General features: G+C 65.6%; 19 protein-coding genes and 1 pseudogene. 8 read left to right on the top strand and 12 right to left on the bottom strand.

Annotation, left to right across the window (positions count from 1 at the left end; genetic code table 11):
• From BM198_RS17385 to BM198_RS30670, 5 genes are all read right to left on the bottom strand, one after another.
• Positions 1-266, bottom strand: a 266-nt coding sequence (locus BM198_RS17385; RefSeq protein WP_074971528.1) for a helix-turn-helix domain-containing protein, incomplete at its 3' end; no start/stop codon positions are given.
• A 96-nt stretch (positions 267-362) separates the two neighbouring features.
• Positions 363-1868: a lysine--tRNA ligase gene (gene lysS / locus BM198_RS17390; RefSeq protein ID WP_044413139.1), complete on the bottom strand. Its 1506-nt coding sequence runs from the start codon at positions 1866-1868 to the stop codon at positions 363-365.
• 123 nt (positions 1869-1991) lie between these two features.
• Positions 1992-3087 (bottom strand): peptide chain release factor 2 gene (gene prfB / locus BM198_RS29705; protein ID WP_107330352.1). Its coding sequence is split into 2 segments (ribosomal slippage): positions 1992-3014 and positions 3016-3087, totalling 1095 coding nucleotides; the frame shifts between segments, so codons are not numbered across the junction.
• Between the two features lie 89 nt (positions 3088-3176).
• Positions 3177-4508 carry an exosortase Q gene (gene xrtQ, locus BM198_RS30310; RefSeq protein WP_208610372.1) on the bottom strand — a complete coding sequence of 444 codons (1332 nt, stop codon included), beginning with the start codon at positions 4506-4508 and terminating at the stop codon, positions 3177-3179.
• Positions 4505-6514, bottom strand: coding sequence for a VIT domain-containing protein (locus tag BM198_RS30670; protein ID WP_074971530.1), 2010 nt, complete (start codon positions 6512-6514; stop codon positions 4505-4507). The genes xrtQ and BM198_RS30670 overlap by 4 nt, the downstream gene beginning before the upstream one ends.
• 166 nt (positions 6515-6680) lie before the next feature.
• Here BM198_RS30670 and BM198_RS17405 point away from each other — a divergent pair, with 166 nt between their 5' ends.
• Positions 6681-8348 (top strand): diguanylate cyclase domain-containing protein, encoded by a 1668-nt coding sequence (locus BM198_RS17405; protein ID WP_074971531.1) that lies wholly within the window; start codon positions 6681-6683, stop codon positions 8346-8348.
• Here the strand turns inward: BM198_RS17405 and BM198_RS17410 are convergent.
• The gene (locus tag BM198_RS17410) at positions 8341-9027 is read right to left on the bottom strand and encodes a tellurite resistance TerB family protein (RefSeq protein ID WP_074971532.1); all 687 of its coding nucleotides are present in this window, start codon (positions 9025-9027) and stop codon (positions 8341-8343) included. The two genes, BM198_RS17405 and BM198_RS17410, sit on opposite strands and share 8 nt — an antisense overlap.
• A gap of 179 nt (positions 9028-9206) precedes the next feature.
• On the opposite strand from BM198_RS17410, the gene BM198_RS30675 reads away from it, so the two are divergent.
• Positions 9207-9332: a hypothetical protein gene (locus BM198_RS30675; RefSeq protein ID WP_256548389.1), complete on the top strand. Its 126-nt coding sequence runs from the start codon at positions 9207-9209 to the stop codon at positions 9330-9332.
• Position 9333: 1 nt separating this feature from the next.
• Here BM198_RS30675 and pbpG read toward each other — a convergent pair whose 3' ends face one another.
• The 6 genes and pseudogenes from pbpG to BM198_RS17440 all read right to left on the bottom strand — a co-directional run bounded on the left by pbpG (position 9334) and on the right by BM198_RS17440 (position 13595).
• Positions 9334-10266, bottom strand: a complete 933-nt coding sequence (gene pbpG / locus BM198_RS17415; RefSeq protein WP_074971533.1) for a D-alanyl-D-alanine endopeptidase — start codon at positions 10264-10266, stop codon at positions 9334-9336.
• A 135-nt stretch (positions 10267-10401) separates the two neighbouring features.
• Positions 10402-10737, bottom strand: coding sequence for a hypothetical protein (locus BM198_RS17420; protein ID WP_074971534.1), 336 nt, complete (start codon positions 10735-10737; stop codon positions 10402-10404).
• Between the two features lie 127 nt (positions 10738-10864).
• Complete coding sequence (locus BM198_RS17425) at positions 10865-11155, bottom strand: hypothetical protein (RefSeq protein WP_208610373.1); 291 nt, start codon at positions 11153-11155, stop codon at positions 10865-10867.
• 177 nt (positions 11156-11332) lie between these two features.
• Positions 11333-11542, bottom strand: a pseudogene (locus BM198_RS17430) (4-hydroxy-2-oxovalerate aldolase); the annotation flags it as partial.
• Between the two features lie 98 nt (positions 11543-11640).
• Positions 11641-12063 (bottom strand): GNAT family N-acetyltransferase, encoded by a 423-nt coding sequence (locus BM198_RS17435; RefSeq protein WP_082078335.1) that lies wholly within the window; start codon positions 12061-12063, stop codon positions 11641-11643.
• A gap of 488 nt (positions 12064-12551) precedes the next feature.
• Positions 12552-13595, bottom strand: coding sequence for a hypothetical protein (locus BM198_RS17440; protein WP_139233649.1), 1044 nt, complete (start codon positions 13593-13595; stop codon positions 12552-12554).
• Positions 13596-14160: 565 nt separating this feature from the next.
• Here BM198_RS17440 and BM198_RS17445 point away from each other — a divergent pair.
• The 6 genes from BM198_RS17445 (at position 14161) to BM198_RS17470 (ending at position 22474) form a co-directional block, all read left to right on the top strand.
• Positions 14161-14628: a BRO-N domain-containing protein gene (locus BM198_RS17445; protein ID WP_074971537.1), complete on the top strand. Its 468-nt coding sequence runs from the start codon at positions 14161-14163 to the stop codon at positions 14626-14628.
• Positions 14629-15231: 603 nt separating this feature from the next.
• Positions 15232-16641 (top strand): cytochrome c oxidase accessory protein CcoG, encoded by a 1410-nt coding sequence (gene ccoG, locus BM198_RS17450; RefSeq protein ID WP_044413121.1) that lies wholly within the window; start codon positions 15232-15234, stop codon positions 16639-16641.
• 78 nt (positions 16642-16719) lie between these two features.
• A complete protein-coding gene (mapR, locus tag BM198_RS17455) occupies positions 16720-18129 on the top strand; it encodes a GntR family transcriptional regulator MpaR (protein WP_074971663.1) in 1410 nt (469 codons plus the stop codon).
• 427 nt (positions 18130-18556) lie between these two features.
• Positions 18557-18754 (top strand): hypothetical protein, encoded by a 198-nt coding sequence (locus tag BM198_RS17460; RefSeq protein ID WP_044413114.1) that lies wholly within the window; start codon positions 18557-18559, stop codon positions 18752-18754.
• Between the two features lie 153 nt (positions 18755-18907).
• Positions 18908-20380 carry an inorganic phosphate transporter gene (locus BM198_RS17465; protein ID WP_044413111.1) on the top strand — a complete coding sequence of 491 codons (1473 nt, stop codon included), beginning with the start codon at positions 18908-18910 and terminating at the stop codon, positions 20378-20380.
• A 216-nt stretch (positions 20381-20596) separates the two neighbouring features.
• Positions 20597-22474: a methyl-accepting chemotaxis protein gene (locus BM198_RS17470; protein ID WP_074971538.1), complete on the top strand. Its 1878-nt coding sequence runs from the start codon at positions 20597-20599 to the stop codon at positions 22472-22474.
• The last annotated feature ends 10 nt before the right edge of the window (positions 22475-22484 follow it).

The raw sequence follows: 22484 nt of genomic DNA on the forward strand, positions 1-22484 counted from the left end.
TCCAGCTCCTTGATGCGCTGCTCCGGCGTCAGTGGCAGGTTGGGTTCGGACATCGACTTGCTCCTGGCGGATCGAATGGAGGCTCCTTGACTCCAGTCCTGCCGACCATGCTTGCGTAACCACACCAGCACCGTCGAACGGCCCTGGATGCCGTAGCGAGCCTGAGCCTCCTTGTAGCTCATTTCGCCTTTTTCGACTTGATCGACCACTGCCAGTTTAAAAGCCTGCGTGTAATCACGCTGACTGCGACGGATACCTTCTGCCATCGGGACTCTCCTGAAATAAGGGCGAAGGTGTAAACCTTATTCAGGACGGGACAGCAGCCACAAAAAAGCCGCCCGAAGGCGGCTTTCTCATCCCACTCAGGCCTGGGGCCGCATGTGGGGGAACAGGATCACGTCGCGGATCGACGGGGAGTTGGTCAGCAGCATCACCAGGCGGTCGATGCCGATGCCTTCGCCGGCGGTGGGCGGCATGCCGTATTCCAGCGCGTTGACGAAGTCGGCGTCGTAGTGCATCGCCTCGTCGTCACCGGCGTCCTTCTCCTTGACCTGCAGCATGAAGCGCTCGGCCTGGTCTTCGGCGTCGTTCAGCTCGGAGTAGGCGTTGGCGATCTCGCGGCCACCGATGAACAGCTCGAAGCGGTCGGTGACGCTCGGGTCCTTGTCGTTGCGGCGGGCCAGCGGGGAGACCTCGAAGGGGTACTGGGTGATGAAGTGCGGCTGTTCCAGCTTGCTCTCCACCAGCTCCTCGAAAATCATCACCTGCAGCTTGCCCAGGCCTTCGTGGCCGAGGACCTTGGCACCGGCCTTCTTGGCGATGGCGCGGGCCTTCTCGACGTCGTTGAGGTCGGCGGCGGTGATGTCCGGGTTGTACTTGAGGATCGCGTCGAACACCGACAGGCGGGCGAAGGGCTCGCCGAAATGGAAGACCTTGTCGCCGTAGGGCACGTCGGTGCTGCCGAGCACGGCCTGGGCCAGCTCGCGGAACAGCTCCTCGGTCAGGTCCATGTTGTCTTCGTAGTCGGCGTAGGCCTGGTAGAACTCGAGCATGGTGAACTCGGGGTTGTGCCGGGTCGAGACGCCTTCGTTACGGAAGTTGCGGTTGATCTCGAAGACCTTCTCGAAGCCACCGACCACCAGGCGCTTGAGGTACAGCTCCGGGGCGATGCGCAGGAACATCGGCATGTCCAGGGCGTTGTGGTGGGTCGCGAAGGGCTTGGCCGCCGCGCCGCCGGGGATGGTCTGCAGCATCGGGGTTTCCACTTCGAGGAAACCGCGCTCGCTGAGGAAGCGGCGGATGTGGGCGATGACCTGGGAGCGCACGCGGAAGGTGTGGCGGGTTTCCTCGTTGACGATCAGGTCGACGTAGCGCTGGCGGTAGCGCTGCTCGGTGTCGGTCAGGCCGTGGTGCTTGTCCGGCAGCGGGCGCAGGGACTTGGTCAGCAGGCGCACGCTGGTCATGTCGACGTACAGGTCGCCCTTGCCGGAACGGGCCAGGGTGCCTTCGGCGCCGATGATGTCGCCCAGGTCCCAGGTCTTGATCTCGGCCAGGGTCTCTTCCGGCAGGGTCTTGCGGTTCACGTAGACCTGCAGGCGAGCGCTGCTGTCCTGCAGGACGATGAAGGAGCCGCGGTTGAGCATGATGCGACCGGCGACCTTGACCGGGATGGCTGCAGCTTCCAGCTCTTCCTTGGTCTTGTCCGCGTACTGTTTCTGCAGGTCCGCGAAGTAGGCGTCGCGGCGGAAGTCGTTCGGGAAGGCGATGGCCTTGGCTTCGCGCACGGCAGCAAGCTTTTCCTTGCGCTGGGCGATCAGCTTGTTCTCTTCCTGTTGCAGTTCGTGCTGGTCGGGTTGTTGGTCGCTCATGGTCTTCGGTGGTTCCTGATTAGGCGCTCTTGCCTGTGGAAACGGATTGCATAACAGCGGCAGCAAAGCCTGGCGGACGCAGGCCAGCCGCTGCTTGAGGCGGGCTGGCCGGGCGCGGCGGCGTTACAGCCCTTGCTTGAGGCTGGCCTCGAGGTACTCGTTCAGATCCCCATCCAGCACCTTGTCGCAGTCGCTGCGCTCGACGCCGGTGCGCAGGTCCTTGATCCGCGACTGGTCGAGGACGTAGGAGCGGATCTGGTGCCCCCAGCCGATGTCGGATTTGGTGTCCTCCAGAGCCTGGGAGGCGGCGTTGCGCTTCTGCATCTCCAGCTCGTACAACTTGGCCCGCAGCATCTTCATGGCGGTGTCCTTGTTGGCGTGCTGGGAGCGTTCGTTCTGGCACGCCACCACGGTGTTGGTGGGCACGTGGGTGATCCGCACCGCGGAGTCGGTGGTGTTCACGTGCTGGCCACCGGCACCGGAGGAGCGGTAGGTGTCGATGCGCAGGTCGGACGGGTTGATCTCGATCTCGATGTTGTCGTCGATCTCCGGGGAGACGAACACCGCGGTGAACGAGGTGTGACGACGGTTGCCCGAATCGAACGGGCTCTTGCGCACCAGGCGGTGCACGCCGATCTCGGTGCGCAGCCAACCGAAGGCGTATTCGCCCTTGATGTGCACGGTGGCGCCCTTGATGCCGGCGACTTCGCCTTCGGACAATTCGACGATCTCGGCGGCGAAGCCGTTCTTGTCGGCCCAGCGCAGGTACATGCGCAGCAGCATGTTGGCCCAGTCCTGGGCCTCGGTGCCGCCGGAACCGGCCTGGATGTCCAGGTAGGCGTTGTTGGGGTCCATCTCGCCGCTGAACATGCGGCGGAACTCCAGCTTCTCGAGGATCTCGCGCAGGCGCTCGACTTCGGTGGCGACGTCGTTCACGGCGCCTTCGTCGTTCTCCTCGACCGCCATGTCCAGCAGGTCGCTGGAGTCGGCCAGGCCGCTGGTGAGTTCGTCGAGGGTCTCGACCACCTGCGCCAGCATGGAGCGTTCGCGGCCCAGGTTCTGGGCGTATTCGGGGTTGTTCCAGACGTTGGGGTCTTCGAGTTCGCGGTTTACTTCGACGAGACGATCATGCTTCTGATCGTAGTCAAAGATACCCCCGAATGGCCTGGGTACGTTCGGAGAGGTCCTTGATGCTGTTCAGGATCGGGTTGATTTCCATGGCGGGAAGCTCTCACTGGCAAAACTTTCGGAAAAGCCGGCGAGTATACCCGAGTCGATTCGCCTCGGGCAGCCTGCGCCGATGACCGTTTACAGGCCCGCCGCCTCGGCCACGGTGACCGCCCGCCAGGGCCCCGGGGAGGTGCCGGCCAGGGCCGACCAGTACCAGGCGGAGGTGTCGCTGAAGCTCCGTCCGGCCGCGTCCTCGATGTATTCGCACACCCGCAGCCGACCGGAGGCGGCGCTGGCCAGGAAGCAGCGCTGCAGGCCCTCGCCACTGGCCCGGCGGTGAAGGGCGATGGCGCTGATGCGAAAGCCCAGGGCGCGGTAGCAATCCGCTGCCGGGTGCAGCTTGCGGGTCGGCACCTGCACCTGGCGCAGCACCAGGGTGCGCGGGCCGGCGGCGAAGCGCGCCAGGCGACCGGGGAAATCCTCGGCGAAGCGCCGCTCCACCGCCGTCAGCGCCAGCGGGCGCAAGGCCTGCCCCTCGAAGGTGCTCGGCCACTCGACGAAACCGGCCGGGCGCGCGCCCTCCCCGCCCGCGCCCGGCACCAGGCTGTACGCCGCCAGGCCGACGAAGAGCACGCCCCAGGACCACGGACGCACCGCGCCGGGCAGGCCATCCGCCCGGTTCGCCGGCTGGGCCGGCAACCCCACCACCAGGCGCAGCACCAGCCCGCAGAGCGCGGCGAACACCGCCAACCCGATGCCCTCATGGAGCCAGGCCGGCCCCTGCCAATGCCCGGCCTCCTGCAGCACCAGCAGCGTATTGCGCAGCGCATTGGCCCCGAGGATCAGCAGGCTGAGCCAGGGCAGCCGGCGCAGCAGCCGGGCATCCGCCACCCGCAGCCAGGCGGCGGCGGTGAAGGCCACGAAGTAGGCGGCCCAGGCCATCTGCACGCCGGAACAGGGCGCGTCGACCATCACCAGCTGACCGCCCACCTCCAGCGCACTGCCCTGGCGCGTGACGGCGAAGCCCAGTCCGCGCAAGGCCCAGAGGCTGGCCTCGGCGGTGATCACCCGCAGCGGGTAGCCGATGAAGAACTGCAGCGACGCCAGGATCGGCAGCGCCAGCACCCCCAGCCCCAGCCAGGCCAGCAGCGGCTGGCCGGGCCGACGCAGGGCGAAGGCCATCACCAGCACTGCCAGCACCGCCAGCAACCCGCGCCCCAGGGCCGGCACGCCCGGCACCAGCAGCGCGGCTGCCGTCAGCCCCAGGGAGGCGAGCAGCCCGGGCAGGCGCGGCGCCGCCAGCAGCGCGTGACGGTCACGCCACAGGCAGGCCAACAGCACCACCAGCGCCACCGCGCCCCAGGGATCGTCCGAGCCATCACCCATGCGGGCAACGGCCCAGCGCCACACCGGCCACAGCGCCAGGGCCGGCAGCGCCAGCCAGGCCCAGACGGGCAGCGCGCGGGTCACGCCTGGCCCCACTGACGGCGCAATGCCCATCCCAGGCCCAGCAAGCCCACCAGCAACAGCGCCCTGGTCGCCGGCTCCGGCGTGCCCGGCACCATCGGCCCGCTGACGCTGCCGCCCACGGCCTGGGCGCTGACGCCCTGGGGCAGGGGCAGCGGCTGGTCGACTTCCGCCGCGTCCTGCGGCGCCGGGTTGCGCACCTGCTCATCCACCGCGACGAAGGAGGTGTAGGGCGTCAGCAGGCTGTACTTGAGGCCGAGGTCGAGGATCTGCTGGCTGTAGTTGTAGGCGTAGCCACCTTCGATGGCCTCCTGGTCCATCAGCGAGGCGATGCGCTGGCGGGCCCAGAGGTGCGCCAGGGCGCTGCCCTCCACGGCCTGCCCGGCCAGCAGCGGCGCCTCGGCATGCCAGGTGCCCCGGCTGGTCAGGCCCTGGGCGCGGAGGAAGCCCCGGCGCTCGCCGCGCCACTTGCCGAACACCACCAGCGGCCGCTCGGCGAACAGGTCCGGCAGCTCCAGGGGCTCCACGTCATAGGTGTCCAGCCCGTCGAAGGTCAGTTTCGGGCGCACCAGCACCGGCGACTCGATCATCCGCTGCAGGCGCTCGGCCTGGGCATCGGCCTGCGCGGCGTCCAGCACCACGAAGGGCTCGCCCTGGCCGGCGCGGGCCAGGCCCTCGATCAGCTCGCGGTTCACCGAGCTGCCGATGCCGAAGGCGAACAGGTTGGCCTTGCCCAGGTTGCCGCGCACCAGCGCATAGGCCTCGCTTTCCACGTCCACGAAGCCGTCGGTGACCACGATGAAGGAGCGCGAACGCCCCGCCTCCGCCGGCATCGCCAGGGCCTGGCGCAGGGCCGGCAGCAACTCGGTGCCGCCACTGCCCATCTCGGTGTCCAGCAGCCCCAGGGCCTGCTGGATGTGCTCGGCATCCGCAGGGATCGACTGCGGCACCAGCAGGCTGGCACTGCCGGAGAACAGCAGCACGTTGAAGCGGTCCTGCGGGCGCAGGCCGCCGATCAGCCGGCGCAGCAGGTGCTTGGCGGTGTCCAGGGGGAAGCCGTGCATGGAACCGGAGATGTCCACCACGAACACGTATTCACGGGGCACCACCGCCTCGCTGGGCACGCGCCGGGGCGGCGCCACCATGGCCAGGAAGAAGTTCTCCTCGGCCCCCTCGCTGAGCAGCACCCCGCTCTGGAAGCCCTCGCCACCCAGGCGGTAGTCCAGCACGAAGTCACGGTTGGCCGCCGCGCCGCCGGCCGGGTCCAGGCTCACCCGCACGTGCCGGGCGTCCTGCCCCTGGCGCAGGATGCGGTGGCTGGGCGAGGCCAGCTCGGCGATGTCCGCCGGGGCCTGCAGGTCCACGTCCAGGCTGAATCCGGCGGTTCCCGGCTCGCCTTCCGGCAGGTGCGCGGTGGCCGTCCAGGGTTCGACGGCGCCCCCCGGCCGGCCGGTGTAGCGGGGGCCGACCACGGTGGGGAAGACGAAGGAGTAGAGCCCATCGCGGGGGACCAGCAGCTCGGTGTAGCGCAGCTCCACATCCACTGCATCGCCGGGGAGGATGTTGGCGACATTCATCTCGAACACGTTGCTGCGCTGCTGCTCCAGCAGGGCCGCGGTCTGCCCGGCCACCTTGGCCGCCTCGTAGTCTTCGCGGGCCTTGCCCTTCTCCTCGATGCGCGCCTCGATCACCCGCTGGCCGATGCGCACGGTCATGCCGTGCACCGCCGCCCGGGTCGAGCCGGGGAACACGTAGCGCGCCTCCAGCGCCCGGCTGCCTTCGTTGCGGTAGTGCTGGGTGACGCTGACGTCGGCGATCACCCCCAGCACCCGTGCCTTCACCTCGGTGGCCTTGAGGGGCAGGCCGTCGACACCGGGCTCGGCGTTCTCCACCACGAAATAGGGCCCTTCCGGGGCGGGCTGCGGCGCGTCGGCCAGGACGGTCATCGGCACCAGCAACAACAACAGGCTCCACCAGCGGCGGCGCGGGAGGGTGACAGGGCGGGACATGGGACGTGGCTCCTTGCGTGTATCGGAAACCCAGCCTCGCCCGCGCCCGTGGAGGCTTCGTGCAGGGTGTGTGGTGTTTCTGTGGTTTTATGCGGCCGAGCCAAAACGGAGCGGACTATGCTTTACCGGCCGGCTCGCCCGCAGTCATCGCCCGGAGATCCTCCCCATGCGTCGCCCCCACAGCCTGCGTAGCCGCATCGCCCTGTCCGTCGCCCTGCTGGTGTGTGCCCTGAGCTGGCTGCTCGGCACGCTGATCGGCCAGCGCTCCGGCGAGCGCATGGGCGAGGAATTCGGCCAGGGACTGGCGGAGCTGTCGTTCCAGATGGTCGATCGGCTGGACCGCGACATGGACAACCGCGCCCGCCTGCTGCAGGTCATCAGCGAGCTGAAGGCCCTGCGCCAGCCGGACGACATCCGCCAGGTCCGCGCCCTGCTGGACAGCCTGCAGCACGAGCTGCCGGATATCGCCTGGATCGGCTTCACCGACCCCGATGGCCTGGTCCTGGCCTCCAGCAACGGCGTGCTGGAAGGGGTGAACATCGCCCAGCGGCCGGTCTACCAGCGCGGCATCCAGGGCCGCTTCATCGGTGACGTGCACGAGGCCGTGCTGCTGGCCAGGCTGCTGCCCAACCCCACCGGGGAGGCGATGAAGTTCGTCGACATCGCCCTGCCGGTGAAGGGGCCGGACGGACGCACCGTTGGCGTGCTCGCCTCGCACCTGTCCTGGTCCTGGGCCGACGAGGTGCGCCGCGCGCTGATCGAGCCCATGCAGACGCACCGCCGGGTGGAGTTCTTCATCCTCAGCAGCGACTACAGCGTGCTGCTGGGCCCGGCGAGCAGCATCGGTCAGAAGCTGGAGCTGCCGGCCCTGGCCAGCATCGACGCGCGCAAGAGCTTCTGGAGCGTGCAGCGCTGGCCGGACGGCCGCCGCTACCTCACCGGCTTCGCCCCCAGCCACGGCTACCGCGACTACCCCGGCCTCGGCTGGATCGTGGTCACCCGCCAGGCAGAAGAAGAAGCCTTCGCCCCCGCCCACGCCCTGCAGCGGGAGATCTACCTCTGGGGCGGCGCGCTGGCGATCTTCTTCGCCGTCCTCGGCTGGGTGCTGGCGGCCCGGGTGACGCGCCCGCTGCAGCGCATCGCCGACGCGGCGGACCGCCTCAGCGCCGGGGAGATCGCCGTCATCCCCTCCGGCACCGGCACCCGGGAAATCCGCACGCTGAGCAAATCCATCGCCCACCTGGTGGAGAGCCTCACCCAGCAGCAGCTCACCCTCGGCCTGCTGGAGAACAAGGCCCATCACGACCCGCTCACCGGCCTGCCGAACCGCGCCGCACTGGAGAAGCACCTGCCCCGGCTGCAGCAACGCTGCCACGTGGCCGGCGGCGCACTGGGGCTGCTCTACCTGGACCTGGATGGGTTCAAACCGATCAACGACACCCACGGCCACGCCGTCGGCGACCTGGTGCTGCGCGAGGCCGCCCAGCGGATGCGCGGCTGCCTGCGGGACGGGGACCTGTTGGCGCGCCTGGGCGGGGATGAGTTCCTGATGGTGCTGCAGCTGCAGCAGGACGACGGCCTGAGCCACATCAGCCGGGTCGCCCAGCGGGCGCTGCAGGTGCTGGGAGAGCCGATGCTGCTGGAGGGGCGCACCCTGGGCATCGGCTGCAGCATCGGCGGGGCCCTGTGGCCCCGTGACGGGGAACGCCTGGAAGAGGTGATGGAACGCGCCGACCAGGCGCTCTACCGGGCCAAGCGGGAAGGCCGCAACCGGGCCTTCCTGCATGACGAAGACGAAGCGGTGCACATCGCTGCAGGCCCCGCCGTCAACTGACCTGGGCGTCCCGCACCTGGGCTTCCAGCTCCGCCTTGAGCCCCGGCTCCAGGCGCATCTGCCGCGCCAGTTCGTCCAGGTAGGCGCGCTCCATGAAGTGCTCCTCGTCCACCATCAGCACGCTGGCCAGGTACATCTCGGCCGCCATCTCCGGGGTGGCCGCCGCGCGGGCCACTTCGGACGGGTCCAGCGGCTTGTTCAGCTCCGTTTCCAGCCAGCCGCGCAGGCTGGGGTCGTCGGTCAGGCGGGCCAGTTCGCTCTCGATCAGTTGCCGCTCGCGGGCGTCCACATGGCCGTCGGCCTTGGCCGCCGCCACCAGGGCCTTGAGGATGGCCTGGCTGTGCTGCTCAGCCTGGGGCGCCGGCAGGCGGTCGAGGGTACGAGGCTCGCCCTGGGGCGCGGTGGGCTGGTTGGCCTGCCAGTTGCTGTAGGCCTTGTAGGCCAGCACGCCAAGGGCGGCGAGACCGCCGTAGGTCAGCGCCTTGCCGCCGAGCTTGCGCGCGCTCTTGTTGCCCAGCAGCAGGCCCAGCGCGCCGGCAGCCAGGGCACCACCGCCCGCGCCACCGAGCAGGCTGCCGAGCTGGCCGCCGCCGATGCCGGACGGTTTGCCGCCGGCCTTCTTCTGCAGCAGGTCCTGGCCGGACTTGAGCAATTGGTCGAGCAATCCACGGGTGTTCATGGGGGGCCTCCAAGGTCGCAATGGACGATGGGGCGCACTCTACCGCCAGTCTTCCTCATGTCGCGCAGGCGGAGTGCTTCGAGATATTGCGTCCCGAAACCGCTATCACCGGTCCCGTGCCGCGTAGCCCTGCCGACGCCTACCGGCTAGGCTGTAGGCCGTTTCGTCAGGAGGCCGTCATGGAAGGGTTGTCGCTGGGCGGGTGGGGATGGGTGCTGCTGGCCGTGGGCCTGCACCTGGGTGTGCGGCTGTACATTCGCTACGGCCTGAAGGAAGACCGTAGCGAAGAGGACTGGCGCGCCTGATTCAGTTGGGCGAGGCGACCATCTGCTGGCGACGGGCCGCGTCCTTCTGCTGGCGATAGGCCTTGGCCGCCTCGGGGATCGGGCCGCCCTTGCCGGTCTCGACCCAGCGGCGCATGCGCGTGGCATCGGCGAAGTGGGTGTACTTGCCGAAGGCGTCCAGCAGCACCATGGCGACCCGCTGGTTGCCCATGCGGGTGCGCATCACCAGGCAGTGGCCGGCCTCGTCGGTGAAGCCGGTCTTGGTCAGCTCGATGTCCCAGTCGCTCTTGCGGGTCAGGTGGTTGGTGTTGCTGAAGCCCAGGCTGTAGCGCGGCTTGACGAAGGTGATGGTCTTTTCCTTGGTGGTGCTCATCTGGCTCAGCAGCGGGTACTTGCGGCTTTCCAGCAGTAGCTGGACCAGGTCGCGGGCGGTGGAGACGTTGTTCAGCGACAGACCGGTGGGCTCCACGTAGCGGGTGTGCTTCATGCCCAGCGCGCGGGCCTTGGCGTTCATCGCCGCGATGAAGGCGCCGTAGCCGCCCGGGTAGTGGTGGGCGAGGCTCGCCGCCGCACGGTTCTCGGAAGACATCAGCGCCATCAGCAGCACGTCACGACGGCTCACCAGGCTGCCCACGCGCACCCGCGAGTAGACGCCCTTCATTTCCTTGGTCTGGCTGATGTCGATGCTGATGATCTCGTCCAGCGACTGCTTGGCTTCGAGCACCACCAGGGCGGTCATCAGCTTGGTCACCGAGGCGATGGGCACCACCAGGTCGGGGTTGTTGGCGTAGATCAGCTTGCCGGTGGCGAGGTCCACCAGCATGGCGCTGCCGGAGGCGAGCTGCAGCTGGGCGGGGTCACGGACCGGGGTGGCCGCCTGGGCTTCGAGGGGGGCGGCGACGGCCAGGCTGGTGCAGAAGAACAGAGCCTTGAGCAGAGCGGTTCGGATTTTCACGGGAGGCTACCGGATGAAGAGTGGGATGAAGATCGCCTGTGCGAACTGGCGCACATTATAGATCCCCGAAGGCCAATTCCTTCAGTCACTTTCATCGCTTTCTGCAAGAAAACTCTCAGCTCGCAAATGCCCCCGTCAGCGCTGCTGGTACTGGTAACTCCCCTGCCCCGGCGTCCGCTCGATGATCACCCCGTTGGGGTACTCCGTGCTCTGGCGAATCCCGCCCTGCTGCTGGATCACCTGGCTGCCGCTCCCGGTGCTGTAGCGCGTGGTGCCCTGGGGCACGGGCTGCCCGCCGTAGACGTTGTAGCGCTCGCTGCGCTCGTAGGTGTCCACACTGCCGCTGGCGCCGGGGCTGACGTAGGTCCTGGGGATGACGCGGATGGTCTGCTGCCCGTTCGGCTCGGCGGCCAGCGCGGGAATCGCACCGCTCGCCACCAGGGCCAGCAGCGCACAACGGAAGAGCTTCATGGCCGTACCTCGCTGAGGGATGGATGCCGATGATACGTCCGTTGGGCAACCGCTCCAGGGCTTGGGTTCGGGGCTGGGATGGGTTTCGGATCAGTGGTGGGGAATCGGGAGGTGGCCGGAGCGCGGCCTAATACACCACATGCCCCCCTGCAATAGATAAAAACTCCTCATCGATAGGCAGGCCAGACGCCGATCCCACGACCACGCTGGTCATGCAGCAGTGAGGACAACAGGCCGTTTCGCCGCCGTCCCACCATTTCACGATCTCGGATGGCGCGAAGATTTCTCCACAGCCGATGCATCCGCACTTGTCGCTTCGCTCGATCAGCTCCCGGTTACCCTCCGTCGCACGCTGGTAGGCATATGGATCGATGCCTGGATCCCACGAGCGACCGCTGGGCAGCTTGATGCTTGTCATATCGGCTCCTTCGGATCCTCCCACAAAAACAGCCCAGAGATTACGAAGGCACGAGCCTTGTGTACATGGCAGGCAGGGAAGGGAGAATCGATCGGCAGACGATATGAAAGGTCTCAGCGAACGGCGGAGATAGGGCGGTGTTCGAACCGCCCTTCCCGGGCTGAAGCCCGGGCTACGTCAGGTGGGGAGTACGCCGCGTTGGCGGGAGAGGGTCAGGGCCAGGTCCTCGATCATGTCCTCCTGCCCACCCACAGTGCCGCGCCGGCCCAGCTCCACCAGCAGCTCGCCGGCCTGGATGCCGTACTTCTGCTCGGCGCGCTTGGCAAACAGCAGGAACGAGCTGTACACGCCGGCATAGCCCAGGGTCAGCGGGGGGCGACCGAGTCGTTTGCCGGCTGTGTTGATGGCGCTTCCGGAACGCCGAAAATGACCCGGCTGAACAGCTGACTGAGGGATCACTCTGGGCTGGAGCGCTACCACTCCGGTCAGCGCTTCAACTCCGGTCGCCGGTAGGCCATGCCCACCGAACGCGGCGCGGTCTGCACGAAGCCGAACTGCGCGTAGAGGTCCTGCGCCTGGCCATCGGCGATGAGGCTGACGTAGCCGCTCTCCGGCACATGGGTTTCGATGTACTTCAGAATCTCGCCCATGATGCGTTTACCCAGCCCCTTGCCCTGGTGCGCCTTGAGCACGGCGATGTCGACGACCTGGAAAAAGCATCCGCCATCACCGATCACCCGCCCCATTCCCACGGGTTGCGATTGATGAAGAATCTGCACTGCGAAGAGCGTATTGGGCAGCCCGCGCACCGCTGCTTCATCGGTCTTGCCGCTGAGGCCGGAGCCCGTGCGCAGCGCCTGATAGACCGGGACGGAAGGGGTTTCGAGCAGGCAGGAATAGTCAGTCAATGGCGTCACCGTGGTGGGGTGTGAGGGGGGCCGAGGCATGGGCTAGTAGGCCAGATGTTCGCTGGGTATGGACAGAAGCTGTTTGTCGATGGGGAGGCAGTTCACCTGCTCAAGCAGGATTGCCAGTTCCAGGAAACCCGACTCCAACTGCTGTACTGCTTGGGGGATGTGAATGGCAGGCCACGGCGTCTACATATAAAAGCGCTGCCACAGCTCGGGGCCCGCTGAGCCCCCATTAAGGAAAATAAGCGACTAAAACACGTAGGGCAGCTCAAATTTCATCGCACGGCCGTGGCTAGCGTACGTGCGATTAGTTGAAGCCACTTACTCAACATGGAGGGCCGATTTCGGCCAAAAGTGGACGTTTAAGGATGGCTCGATTCTTGAGGGTTTGGGGGGCCGACGAAACCAGGGGCGAGTCATGGAATAGCATCGTGATCCTCTCTGAGGCCTCACGTTCAAGCAGCCCTGGGGGCCGATCCGCAGTGCTACCTTCCAAGCCCTAAAAGAAACTGGTCAACGCGTTCGAACAGGTAGGTGTTCGGATCTGAGCCTTCATCCTTAGTGTTCAGCAAATCGATTATCTCCGGCACAGACAGGGGGATGATCAGCTTCCCATGTTCTCGCATCGCCCCAGCAATTACGGCCTTAGCAGAGTCTGCACAGTCCTCATGTGAAATCACAATCGCAACCTTCCTGAGGGCGGAGGGATACAGATAACGCTCTGTAGTGACGATCTCGTTTTGGGTAATGGGTTTGCTGTAGTTCTTAAATTCAAAGACCACATATCTGCTTCCTAGGTCTTCGAGCATCAGACGCCACACCTCGGCTGCCCTTGCCAAGATCCGGCACACCATATCTCTACGATGCAAGGCGTCTACGGTGCGAGACTGCTCGTGCCAACCGTGTAGATCCTTTTCGAAGAGATATTTAAGGGCGTTAATACAGGCACTCTCGAAATCTGTAGCCATATCTCGGCCGCGCTCGATTGCCGCTAAGGCCTCGGCCAACAACTTACCTTTTTTAGGCTCCGATGCCGGTTCATCAGCACCAGGCATCGCGGGCGTTGGCGAACTAAGGCTCAGAGTTTCAGCACTCTTAGGTGTGTCAGCTTCGAATATCTCCTCGAATCGGGTCAAGATCTCAGGGAACGGGGCTGCCATCTCAAATAGCTTCGTTTCGTCCCAAACCTCAACAGTGGGGAATGCCTGGGCCACATTCAAAAAACGCTCACCCATGGGACAGGAGATTGCCAGCACAACTTTGACAGCGCCGATCTTACTACCACTTTCATGTGCGTACTCTAAAGCGCGTTTAAAAATAGAAGCTGGCGGCGGAGAGCTGCGACGATAAAACTTTGTTTCAATCATAGTCAGCGAGTCTTGCTGACCAAATGTGATATCTGGGGTCATACCCAGTATATTTGGCTCCTCCATGACATTGTGCTCACCCAAACGTTTCAAAAGGAGCGCCAAGGCAGATGTAAAGGCATATGCAGCCCTGGCAACTCCATGTCGGTGTGATATAGCCATAAATTTCCCTTATTAAAAATTTATTTCCTCGCATACTGCTGACGGCCAGGCCATTTATGCAATACCTAGTCCTGACCTGGCGCTGACTCCCAAAGAGAAGCGCAGGAATTCTACTAGCAATCATCTGCCTGAATCGCCGCCCATTTCGTAGACATCACCGAAAGTCCGCTCTTGGCCGTTTCCTGCCAGTCACAACCAGCAGACTCATTAGTTAGCGCTAATTGCCCGCCCGCCTCACGATCCACCAGGCAAACCACTGCCACACCCTTGCCCTCAAAGTCCTGCCTCCCTATCCTCCCCCGGCCACGGTCAATCCCGTGGCCGGGTTTGACAGCCCGATGACAAGGCGCGGTGCGCCACACGGTGCATGCGAAAAACGGCGAATGTTTTTTGCAGGCACGAGCACGCATGCAGTTTTCAACTGCACGGCTTCATGGCGGATCGCGCGGGGAGACCCTCGCGGTCTGCCGGTCTCTTGTCCCGGTCTGTCAACCCCGCGCGATTCGCCACCCTTCGAATGACAGCGAGGAATGGCGAAGTGGTCCATCGACAAGGAACCCATGCCATGAACAAGGCTTTCACCCCTTTCGTTTTCTATCACCACCACCAACGCCTGCGCGCCGTGATGGTCGACAACCTGCCCTGGTTCGTCGCCCATGATTTCGCGCAGTTGATCGGCCTGGCCGATGCCGCACCCCTGCTCCCGGCCCTGGAGCCTCACGAGCAGCAAACGCTCTGCCTGGGTTACAGCGATGACTTCCACGAAGAGGTGGCGGTGGTCAGCGATATCGGTGCCTACCGGGCGCTGTTCCAATTCGGTCAGCCGAAGCACGGCGAGGTGGGCCGCTGGCTGAACGAGGTGCTGGTGCCGACGCTGCATGACCACCACCGCACGCCGGATGCTGCGCCCAGCCGTGAGGTGTTGAACTACGGCGGGCGTCGGCTGGGGGTGGTGCGCTGGCAAGGGGAGCTGTGGGTGGCCTGGCGGGATTTGCCGTCCTTCATGGCTGGCGAGCCGGAGGTGACGGGGTGACCGGTACTCCGGCTGCCGGTCGCTGAGCTGGGCTTGGCCCCTTTCGGTATCGGGAGGGGCCTCTTTGGGCAACGGGGTTGCCCTTGGGCGATTGAAATCGCCCCTACAGGTGTATGCCGGGTGGGGCGGGCGGAGGGCTTTCGCGAATGAATTCACTCCCACGGGGTGCCTGCGGTCAGGCGTAGAGGGGATGGCGCTCTTTCCAACCACTAATGGCGTTTGCCTTGGCCCCGCACCTACGCCCCTCTCGGTGTCAGGAAGGGCCTTTGGGGCAACTGCGTTGCCCTTGGGCGATTGAAATCGCCCCTACAGGTGTATTCCGGGTGGGGCGTGCGGGGGGCTTTCGCGAGTGAATTCGCGCCCACGGGGTGACTGCGGTGGAGCGTCTGTGTGTGAGGCGTGCCGTCTGATCATCTGCACTGCGACCTATTGCCGCGATCCCGACAGGGCCTTCGCCCGCGCGGCCAGGAACCACGGGTTTCAAGGGCCAGGGGGTGCTGCGGGGTCATCTGATATGGTTTTTGCCTGATTACCTGAATCTGTTTCCGGTATCAGCGCCTCCCTATAGTCCGCCTCGCCGTCATAGCCCAAAAGGCCTGAATCATGAGCGAGACCATCCCCGTCCGGCAGGTAGAGGTCGACCCAACGAGTCGCCCCGCTGCCACGTCCCTGTATGCCTCCAGTGCACCGATCCACACCCGCAGCTTCACCGGGCGCTTCCGCAACCTGCGCCGGTTGGGCGCGGGGCTGTTGTGCCTGTTGTTCTTCGGCACCCTCTGGCTCGACTGGGACGGCCGCCAGGCCGTGCTCTGGAGTCTGGAGGACAGCAAGTTCTACATCTTCGGTGCGACCTTCTGGCCGCAGGACTTCATCCTGCTGTCGGGGTTGCTGATCATCTGTGCCTTCGGGCTGTTCTTCATCACGGTGTTCGCCGGCCGGGTGTGGTGCGGCTACACCTGTCCGCAGAGCGTCTGGACCTGGATGTTCATGTGGGTGGAGCAGCGCACCCAGGGTGACCGCAACCAGCGCATCAAGCTGGCCGCCGCGCCCTGGGGTGCGGAGAAGGTGGCGCGCAACGTGGCCAAGCACGGTCTGTGGCTGGCCATTAGCCTGGCCACGGCGGTGACCTTCGTCGGCTACTTCACGCCGGTGCGTGAGCTGGCGATGAACCTGCTGACGCTGGAAGCCGGTGGGGTGGCGCTGTTCTGGGTGGTGTTCTTCACTGCGGCCACCTACATCAATGCCGGCTGGATGCGTGAGCAGGTGTGCATCCACATGTGCCCGTATTCGCGCTTCCAGAGCGTGATGTTCGACAAGGACACCCTGGTGATCTCCTACGACACCGCCCGGGGCGAGTCGCGCGGGGCGCGCAAGAAGGGGGTGGACCCGAAGAGCCAGGGCCTGGGCGATTGCATCGATTGCACGGTGTGCGTGCAGGTGTGCCCGACCGGCATCGACATCCGCGATGGCCTGCAGATCGCCTGCATCGGCTGTGCGGCCTGCGTGGACGCCTGCGATTCGGTGATGGAGAAGATGGGCTACGCCAAGGGCCTGGTGCGCTACAGCTCGGAACGCGAGCTGGAAGGCGGTACCACGCACCTGCTGCGTCCGCGCCTGGTGGGTTACGCCGCTGCGCTGGTGATCATGATCGGGGCCTTCGCCTGGTTGCTGGCGACGCGCTCGGAGGTGTCGCTGGATGTGATCAAGGACCGGGGCATGTTCCGCGAGAACGCGGCCGGGCAGATCGAGAACATCTACAACCTGAAGCTGATCAACAAGACCCAGCAGGACCTGCGCTACCGCCTGGAGCTGGCCGAGGGCGATGGCCTGGAGCTGGAGGCGCCGGCGCTGATCAAGGTGGAAGCCGGGGAGATCCTCGACCTGCCGGTGTCGGTGGCCCTGGTGGACGACGATGGCCGCAGCGGCCCCCGCGAGCTGGTGTTCCGCATCCGCGCGGTGGAGGGCGATGCCCAGGCCAGCGCCAGCAGCACCTTCGTCAGCCCGAGGCGCTGAGCCATGGAGCACGGCCGTGGCGGTAGCCGCACGCAGCGCTTAGAGTGGGCCTCCCCGGCCAACCTTCCCCAGGACAAGATGAAGCGCTACGAGAAATTCGCGGACGAGATCGCCGAACTGATCCGCACCGGCGTCCTGGCGCCGGGCCAGAAGGTGCCCTCGGTGCGGCATGCCAGCCGCACCTACGGGGTCAGTGCCTCCACGGTGTTCCAGGCGTACTACCTGCTGGAGAGCCGCGGGCTGATCATGGCCCGCGCGCGCTCCGGCTACTTCGTCTGCCAGCACGTCAAGCGGCCGCTGCAGGAGCCCCAGGTGAGCAGCCGCGAGGCGGCCACCACCGAGGTGGACGTGAGCGAGCTGGTGTTCTCGGTGCTCAGTTCGATCCGTGACCCGGACACGGTGCCCTTCGGCTCGGCCTTCCCCAGCCCGGACCTGTTCCCCCTGCAACGCCTGGCGCGCTCGATGGCCCATGCGGTGCGCGACATGGACCCGCGCTCCACCGTGGCCGACATGACACCGGGCAACCACGGCCTGCGCCGGCAGATCGCCCTGCGCTACATGGTCGGCGGGCTGCCGCTGCCCATCGAGGAGCTGGTGATCACCAACGGCGCCCTGGAGGCGCTGAACCTCTGCCTGCAGGTGGTGACCCGGCCAGGCGACCTGGTGGCCATCGAGTCACCGGCGTTCTACGCCAGCCTGCAGGTGCTGGAGCGGCTCAAGCTGAAGGCGGTGGAAATCCCCGTGCACCCGCGCGAGGGCATCGACCTGGAGGTGCTGGAGCGCAGCCTGGCGAGCCTGCCGATCAAGGCCTGCTGGTTCATGAGCAACTTCCACAACCCGCTCGGGGCGAGCCTGACCGAGGAACGCAAGAAGCACCTGGCGGGGCTGCTGGCCCGCTACCAGGTGCCGATGATCGAGGACGACGTGTACGCCGAGCTGTACTTCGGCCAGCACGCGCCCAAGCCGGTGAAGGCCTTCGACAACGAAGGGCTGGTGATGCACTGCAGTTCGTTCTCCAAGAGCCTGGCGCCGGGCTACCGGGTCGGCTGGGTGGCGGGTGGGCGCTATGCCGGGGAGATCGAGCGGCTGAAGCTGATGACCAGCATCTCCGCTTCGGTGCCGGCCCAGGCGGCCATTGCCGACTACCTGCAGCACGGCGGCTACGACCGCCACCTGCGGCGCCTGCGCTATGCGCTGGAGAGCCAGCAGAACGCGATGCTGGCGGCGGTGGCCCGACACCTGCCGGAGCAGACCGGGGTCAGCCGGCCCGACGGCGGTTACTTCCTCTGGCTGGAATTCCCCCGCCAGGTGGATGCGCTGCGGCTGTTCCAGCTGGCCCTGGCCCAGGGCATCAGCATCGCGCCGGGGCCGATCTTCTCCGCGACCCGCAGCTACGGGCATTGCGCCCGCCTCAACTACGGCCACCCCTGGACGCCCCGCAGCGAGCAGGCGGTGGAGACCCTCGGGCGCATCATCAAGTCCCTCTGAGCGCCCTTCCCCACATCAATGGCCGGCTCGTTCATTGACCTGAACTTTGCCGGCTTTTGTGTGTTCTATGCTTCAGGTTCGATACACAGTCGCTACGAAGTTGCCATGGCAGCGAAGTGCGGCGGTGTTTGAATCACGCGGGCGGCCCCATGTTCCGCCTGTGACGGTGTATGAACTTTTCACGCGAGCCTAGAGCTGGCGGCAAGTTTGCCTATATACTTCGCCCACCTCCCGATACGCATTGCGACCTCGCTGTAACACAGGCGCCATGCGGCCTGGGCGGATCACGAAGACAACCTCGAGGTTGCAACAGGATTGTGCAAGGCACGCACACTCCTCTTCCGGCGAAAGTTGCAAAGGGCATTCGACCCTTCATCACCGGAACTTGGATCAAGACCATTTCAACAGCACACAAGCGGATCATTACGTGACGAAAGACGAACTGCGCGCCGAACTCGAGCGCCAGGAGAAACGTTACAAGGATGTATATGGCGGGGAAGTCACCACCTACGCCGCCCAGCCGGACCCCGAACGCAAGCCCTGGCGCAAACGCCCCAACTACCTGGACCAGGCCTTCGAGCGCGAGCTCCAGAAGATGGAAAAAGAGCTCAAGCAATCGGACTGAAACGATTTTTAAACAAAGCCTGCGCAGCCCTCGCTTCTAGGGCTGCGCTGCCATGACGCACGGAACGATACGACCAATCGGCGGTCCGGAGCTGGGCGGGAAGCGGTTTTCTGGCATAATCCGCGCCCCCTAACCAGCCGTCATACAACCTTCATGTTCGATCTCTTCAGCGGGCTTGATGCCTGGCTGGTGCTGAGCCTGGTGCTCGCCCTGGCATTCGTCCTGACCTTCGAGTTCATCAACGGTTTCCATGACACCGCCAACGCGGTCGCCACGGTCATCTACACCAAGGCCATGTCGCCCTACCGGGCGGTGGTGCTCTCCGGCATCTTCAACTTCCTCGGCGTGCTGCTGGGTGGAGTCGGCGTGGCCTATGCCATCGTCCACCTGCTGCCGGTGGAGCTGCTCATCAACGTCAACACCGGCCACGGGCTGGCCATGGTGTTCTCGCTGCTGGCGGCGGCCATCACCTGGAACCTGGGCACCTGGTACTTCGGTATCCCGGCATCCAGCTCCCACACCCTGATCGGTTCGATCCTCGGCGTTGGCCTGGCCAACGCGCTGATCTCCGACCTGCCCCTGGGCGAGGGCGTGAACTGGGGCAAGGCCATCGACATCGGCCTGTCGCTGATCTTTTCCCCGGCGGCCGGCTTCATGGTCGCAGCCCTGGTGCTGCTGAGCCTGAAGTGGCTGTATCCGCTGTCGAAGATGCACAAGACGCCGGAAACCCGTAAGGAACTGGACGACAAGAAACACCCGCCGTTCTGGAACCGTCTGGTACTGGTGCTCTCCGCCATGGCCGTGAGCTTCGTGCACGGCTCCAACGACGGCCAGAAGGGCATCGGCCTGATCATGCTGGTGCTGATCGGCATCGTTCCGGCCAAGTTCGTGCTGGACCTGAACAGCACCACCTACCAGATCGAGCGCACCCGCGACGCCGCCACTCACCTGAGCCAGTTCTACCAGCGCCACACCGACACCCTCGGTGAGATGCTGGCCCTCGGCAAAGCCAACGTGAGCGAGATGCCGCAGGCGTTCCGCTGCGAGCCGAAGCAGACCGAGGCGACCATCGCCGGCCTGCTGGGCAACCTTCAGGGCGTGCAGAGCTACGCCGACATGAGCGAGGAGAAGCGCGTCGAGACCCGCCGCTACCTGCTCTGCCTGGACGACACGGCGAAGAAGGTGGGCAAGCTGTCCGACCTGCCGGCCCGTGAAAAGGCCGACCTGGAGAAGCTGCGCAAGGACCTGACCGCCACCACCGAGTACGCCCCCTTCTGGGTGATCATCGCGGTGGCCCTGGCCCTGGGCATCGGCACCATGGTCGGCTGGAAGCGCGTGGTGCTCACCGTCGGCGAGAAGATCGGCAAGCAGGGCATGAGCTACGCCCAGGGCATGAGCGCGCAGATCACCGCCGCCATCGCCATCGGCATGGCCAACATCTACAGCCTGCCGGTCTCCACCACCCACGTGCTCTCCTCCGGCGTGGCCGGCACCATGGTCGCCAACAAGAGCGGCCTGCAGGGCGGCACCGTGCGCAACATCCTGATGGCCTGGGTGCTGACCCTGCCCACCTCGATGGCGCTCTCCGCCGGCCTGTTCTGGCTGGCGACCACGCTGTTCGTCTGAGTCATCGGCTTCATCGAGAAAGGCGCCTGAGGGCGCCTTTTTCATGCCTGCTCGCCGGCCGGGGCGTCGCTGAATACCTGTGGAAAGTTCCGACATACAGGCATTTCGCCAGCCTCAAGCTTTAATGGGTAATGACCGACACAGTGGGGGACGCGACCACCAGAAGCCGCGCACTTGCCGCACTCGGCACCCCGCCCCAACCGGACGCACGAAGCCATGACCAAAAATATGAAGTTCAGCCACAAGATCCTGCTCGCCGCCTCGCTGGTGGTGATCGCGGCCTTCTCGCTGTTCACCCTGTACAACGACTACCTGCAACGGAATGCGATCCGGGAAGACCTGGAGAGTTACCTGAAGGAAATGGGTAACGTCACCGCCGGCAACATCCAGAACTGGCTCTCCGGCCGGATCCTGATGGTGGAGAACCTGGCCCAGAACATTGCCCAGCACCCCGAGCCGGATGCAGTGGCCAAGCTGCTGGAGCAGAAGGCGCTGACATCCACCTTCGCCTTCACCTACCTGGGCACCCAGGACGGTGCCTTCACCATGCGCCCGGACGAGGCGATGCCGGCCGGCTACGACCCCCGTCAGCGCCCCTGGTACAAGGACGCCATCGCCGCCGGTTCGACCACCCTGACCGAGCCCTACATCGATGCGGCGACCAAGGTGCTGATCATGACCATCGCCACGCCGGCGCCCGGCCAGGGCGTGGTGGGCGGCGACCTGAGCCTGGAAACCATGCAGCAGATCGTCAACTCGCTGGACTTCCAGGGCATGGGCTACGCCTTCCTGGTGAGCGAGGACGGCACCATCCTGGTCCACCCCAACAAGAACCTGGTGATGAAGAAGCTGGCGGAGGTCTACCCGACCAACACCCCGCGCATCAGCACCGACTTCACCGAGACGGAGCTGGACGGCAAGCCCAGCATCCTCACCTTCGCGCCCATCAAGGGGCTGCCGACGGTGAAGTGGTACATCGGCCTGTCCATCGACAAGGCCCAGGCCTTCTCGATGCTCAACGAGTTCCGCACCTCGGCCATCATCGTCATGGTGATCTCGGTGGTGATCATCATCCTCCTGCTGGGCATGCTGATCCGCTTCCTGATGCAGCCGCTGCTGCTGATGGGCCGTGCCATGAGCGACATCGCCCAGGGCGAAGGCGACCTGACCCGTCGGCTGGAGGTGCATTCCCAGGATGAATTCGGCGAGCTGGCCCAGGCCTTCAACCGTTTCGTCGAGCGGATCCACGCCTCCATCCGCGAGGTCTCGGCCACCACGCGCCAGGTGAACGAGGTCGCCCAGTTGGTGCTGAATGCCTCGAACTCCTCCATGAGCAACTCCGACGAGCAGGCGCAGCGCACCAACAGCGTGGCGGCGGCGATCAACGAGCTGGGCGCGGCCGCCCAGGAGATCGCCCGCAACGCGGCGGATGCTTCCCACCAGGCCTCCGATGCCAAGGACCAGTCGGAAGACGGCCGCCAGGTGGTGGAGCAGACCATCAAGGCCATGAGCGACCTGTCGGCGAAGATCAGCACCTCCTGCGCCAACATCGAGGCCCTCAACGCCAAGACGGTGAACATCGGGCAGATCCTGGAGGTGATCAAGGGCATCTCCGAGCAGACCAACCTGCTGGCGCTGAACGCGGCCATCGAGGCCGCCCGCGCGGGCGAAGCCGGGCGCGGCTTCGCGGTGGTGGCGGACGAAGTGCGCAACCTGGCCCACCGTACCCAGGAGTCGGCACAGGAGATCCAGAAGATGATCGAGGAGCTGCAGGTAGGCGCTCGCGAGGCGGTCAACACCATGACCGAGAGCCAGCGCTACAGCGAGGAGAGCGTGACCATCGCCAACCAGGCCGGCGAGCGTCTCTCCAGCGTGACCCTGCGCATCGGCGAGATCGACGGCATGAACCAGTCGGTGGCGACCGCGACGGAAGAGCAGACCTCGGTGGTGGAGTCCCTCAACGTGGACATCAACGAGATCAACATGCTCAACCAGGAAGGCGTGGAGAACCTGCAGGCGACCCTGCGTGCCTGTGCGGACCTGGAGCAACAGGCCGCCCGCCTGAAGCACCTGGTGGACAGCTTCCGCATCTGAACCGTCCGGG

The sequence above is a fragment of the Metapseudomonas otitidis genome (genome assembly GCF_900111835.1).
GTDB lineage: Bacteria > Pseudomonadota > Gammaproteobacteria > Pseudomonadales > Pseudomonadaceae > Metapseudomonas > Metapseudomonas otitidis.

Excerpts from the sequence above, each read along its gene's own strand:
- lysS (WP_044413139.1), bottom strand. The coding sequence starts at position 1,868 with ATGAGCGACCAACAACCCGACCAGCACGAACTGCAACAGGAAGAGAAC.
- BM198_RS30670 (WP_074971530.1), bottom strand. The coding sequence starts at position 6,514 with ATGTCCCGCCCTGTCACCCTCCCGCGCCGCCGCTGGTGGAGCCTGTTG.
- BM198_RS17405 (WP_074971531.1), top strand. The coding sequence starts at position 6,681 with ATGCGTCGCCCCCACAGCCTGCGTAGCCGCATCGCCCTGTCCGTCGCC.
- BM198_RS17410 (WP_074971532.1), bottom strand. The coding sequence starts at position 9,027 with ATGAACACCCGTGGATTGCTCGACCAATTGCTCAAGTCCGGCCAGGAC.
- BM198_RS30675 (WP_256548389.1), top strand. The coding sequence starts at position 9,207 with ATGGAAGGGTTGTCGCTGGGCGGGTGGGGATGGGTGCTGCTGGCCGTG.
- BM198_RS17420 (WP_074971534.1), bottom strand. The coding sequence starts at position 10,737 with ATGAAGCTCTTCCGTTGTGCGCTGCTGGCCCTGGTGGCGAGCGGTGCG.
- BM198_RS17425 (WP_208610373.1), bottom strand. The coding sequence starts at position 11,155 with ATGACAAGCATCAAGCTGCCCAGCGGTCGCTCGTGGGATCCAGGCATC.
- BM198_RS17440 (WP_139233649.1), bottom strand. The coding sequence starts at position 13,595 with ATGGCTATATCACACCGACATGGAGTTGCCAGGGCTGCATATGCCTTT.
- BM198_RS17445 (WP_074971537.1), top strand. The coding sequence starts at position 14,161 with ATGAACAAGGCTTTCACCCCTTTCGTTTTCTATCACCACCACCAACGC.
- ccoG (WP_044413121.1), top strand. The coding sequence starts at position 15,232 with ATGAGCGAGACCATCCCCGTCCGGCAGGTAGAGGTCGACCCAACGAGT.
- mapR (WP_074971663.1), top strand. The coding sequence starts at position 16,720 with ATGAAGCGCTACGAGAAATTCGCGGACGAGATCGCCGAACTGATCCGC.
- BM198_RS17465 (WP_044413111.1), top strand. The coding sequence starts at position 18,908 with ATGTTCGATCTCTTCAGCGGGCTTGATGCCTGGCTGGTGCTGAGCCTG.
- BM198_RS17470 (WP_074971538.1), top strand. The coding sequence starts at position 20,597 with ATGACCAAAAATATGAAGTTCAGCCACAAGATCCTGCTCGCCGCCTCG.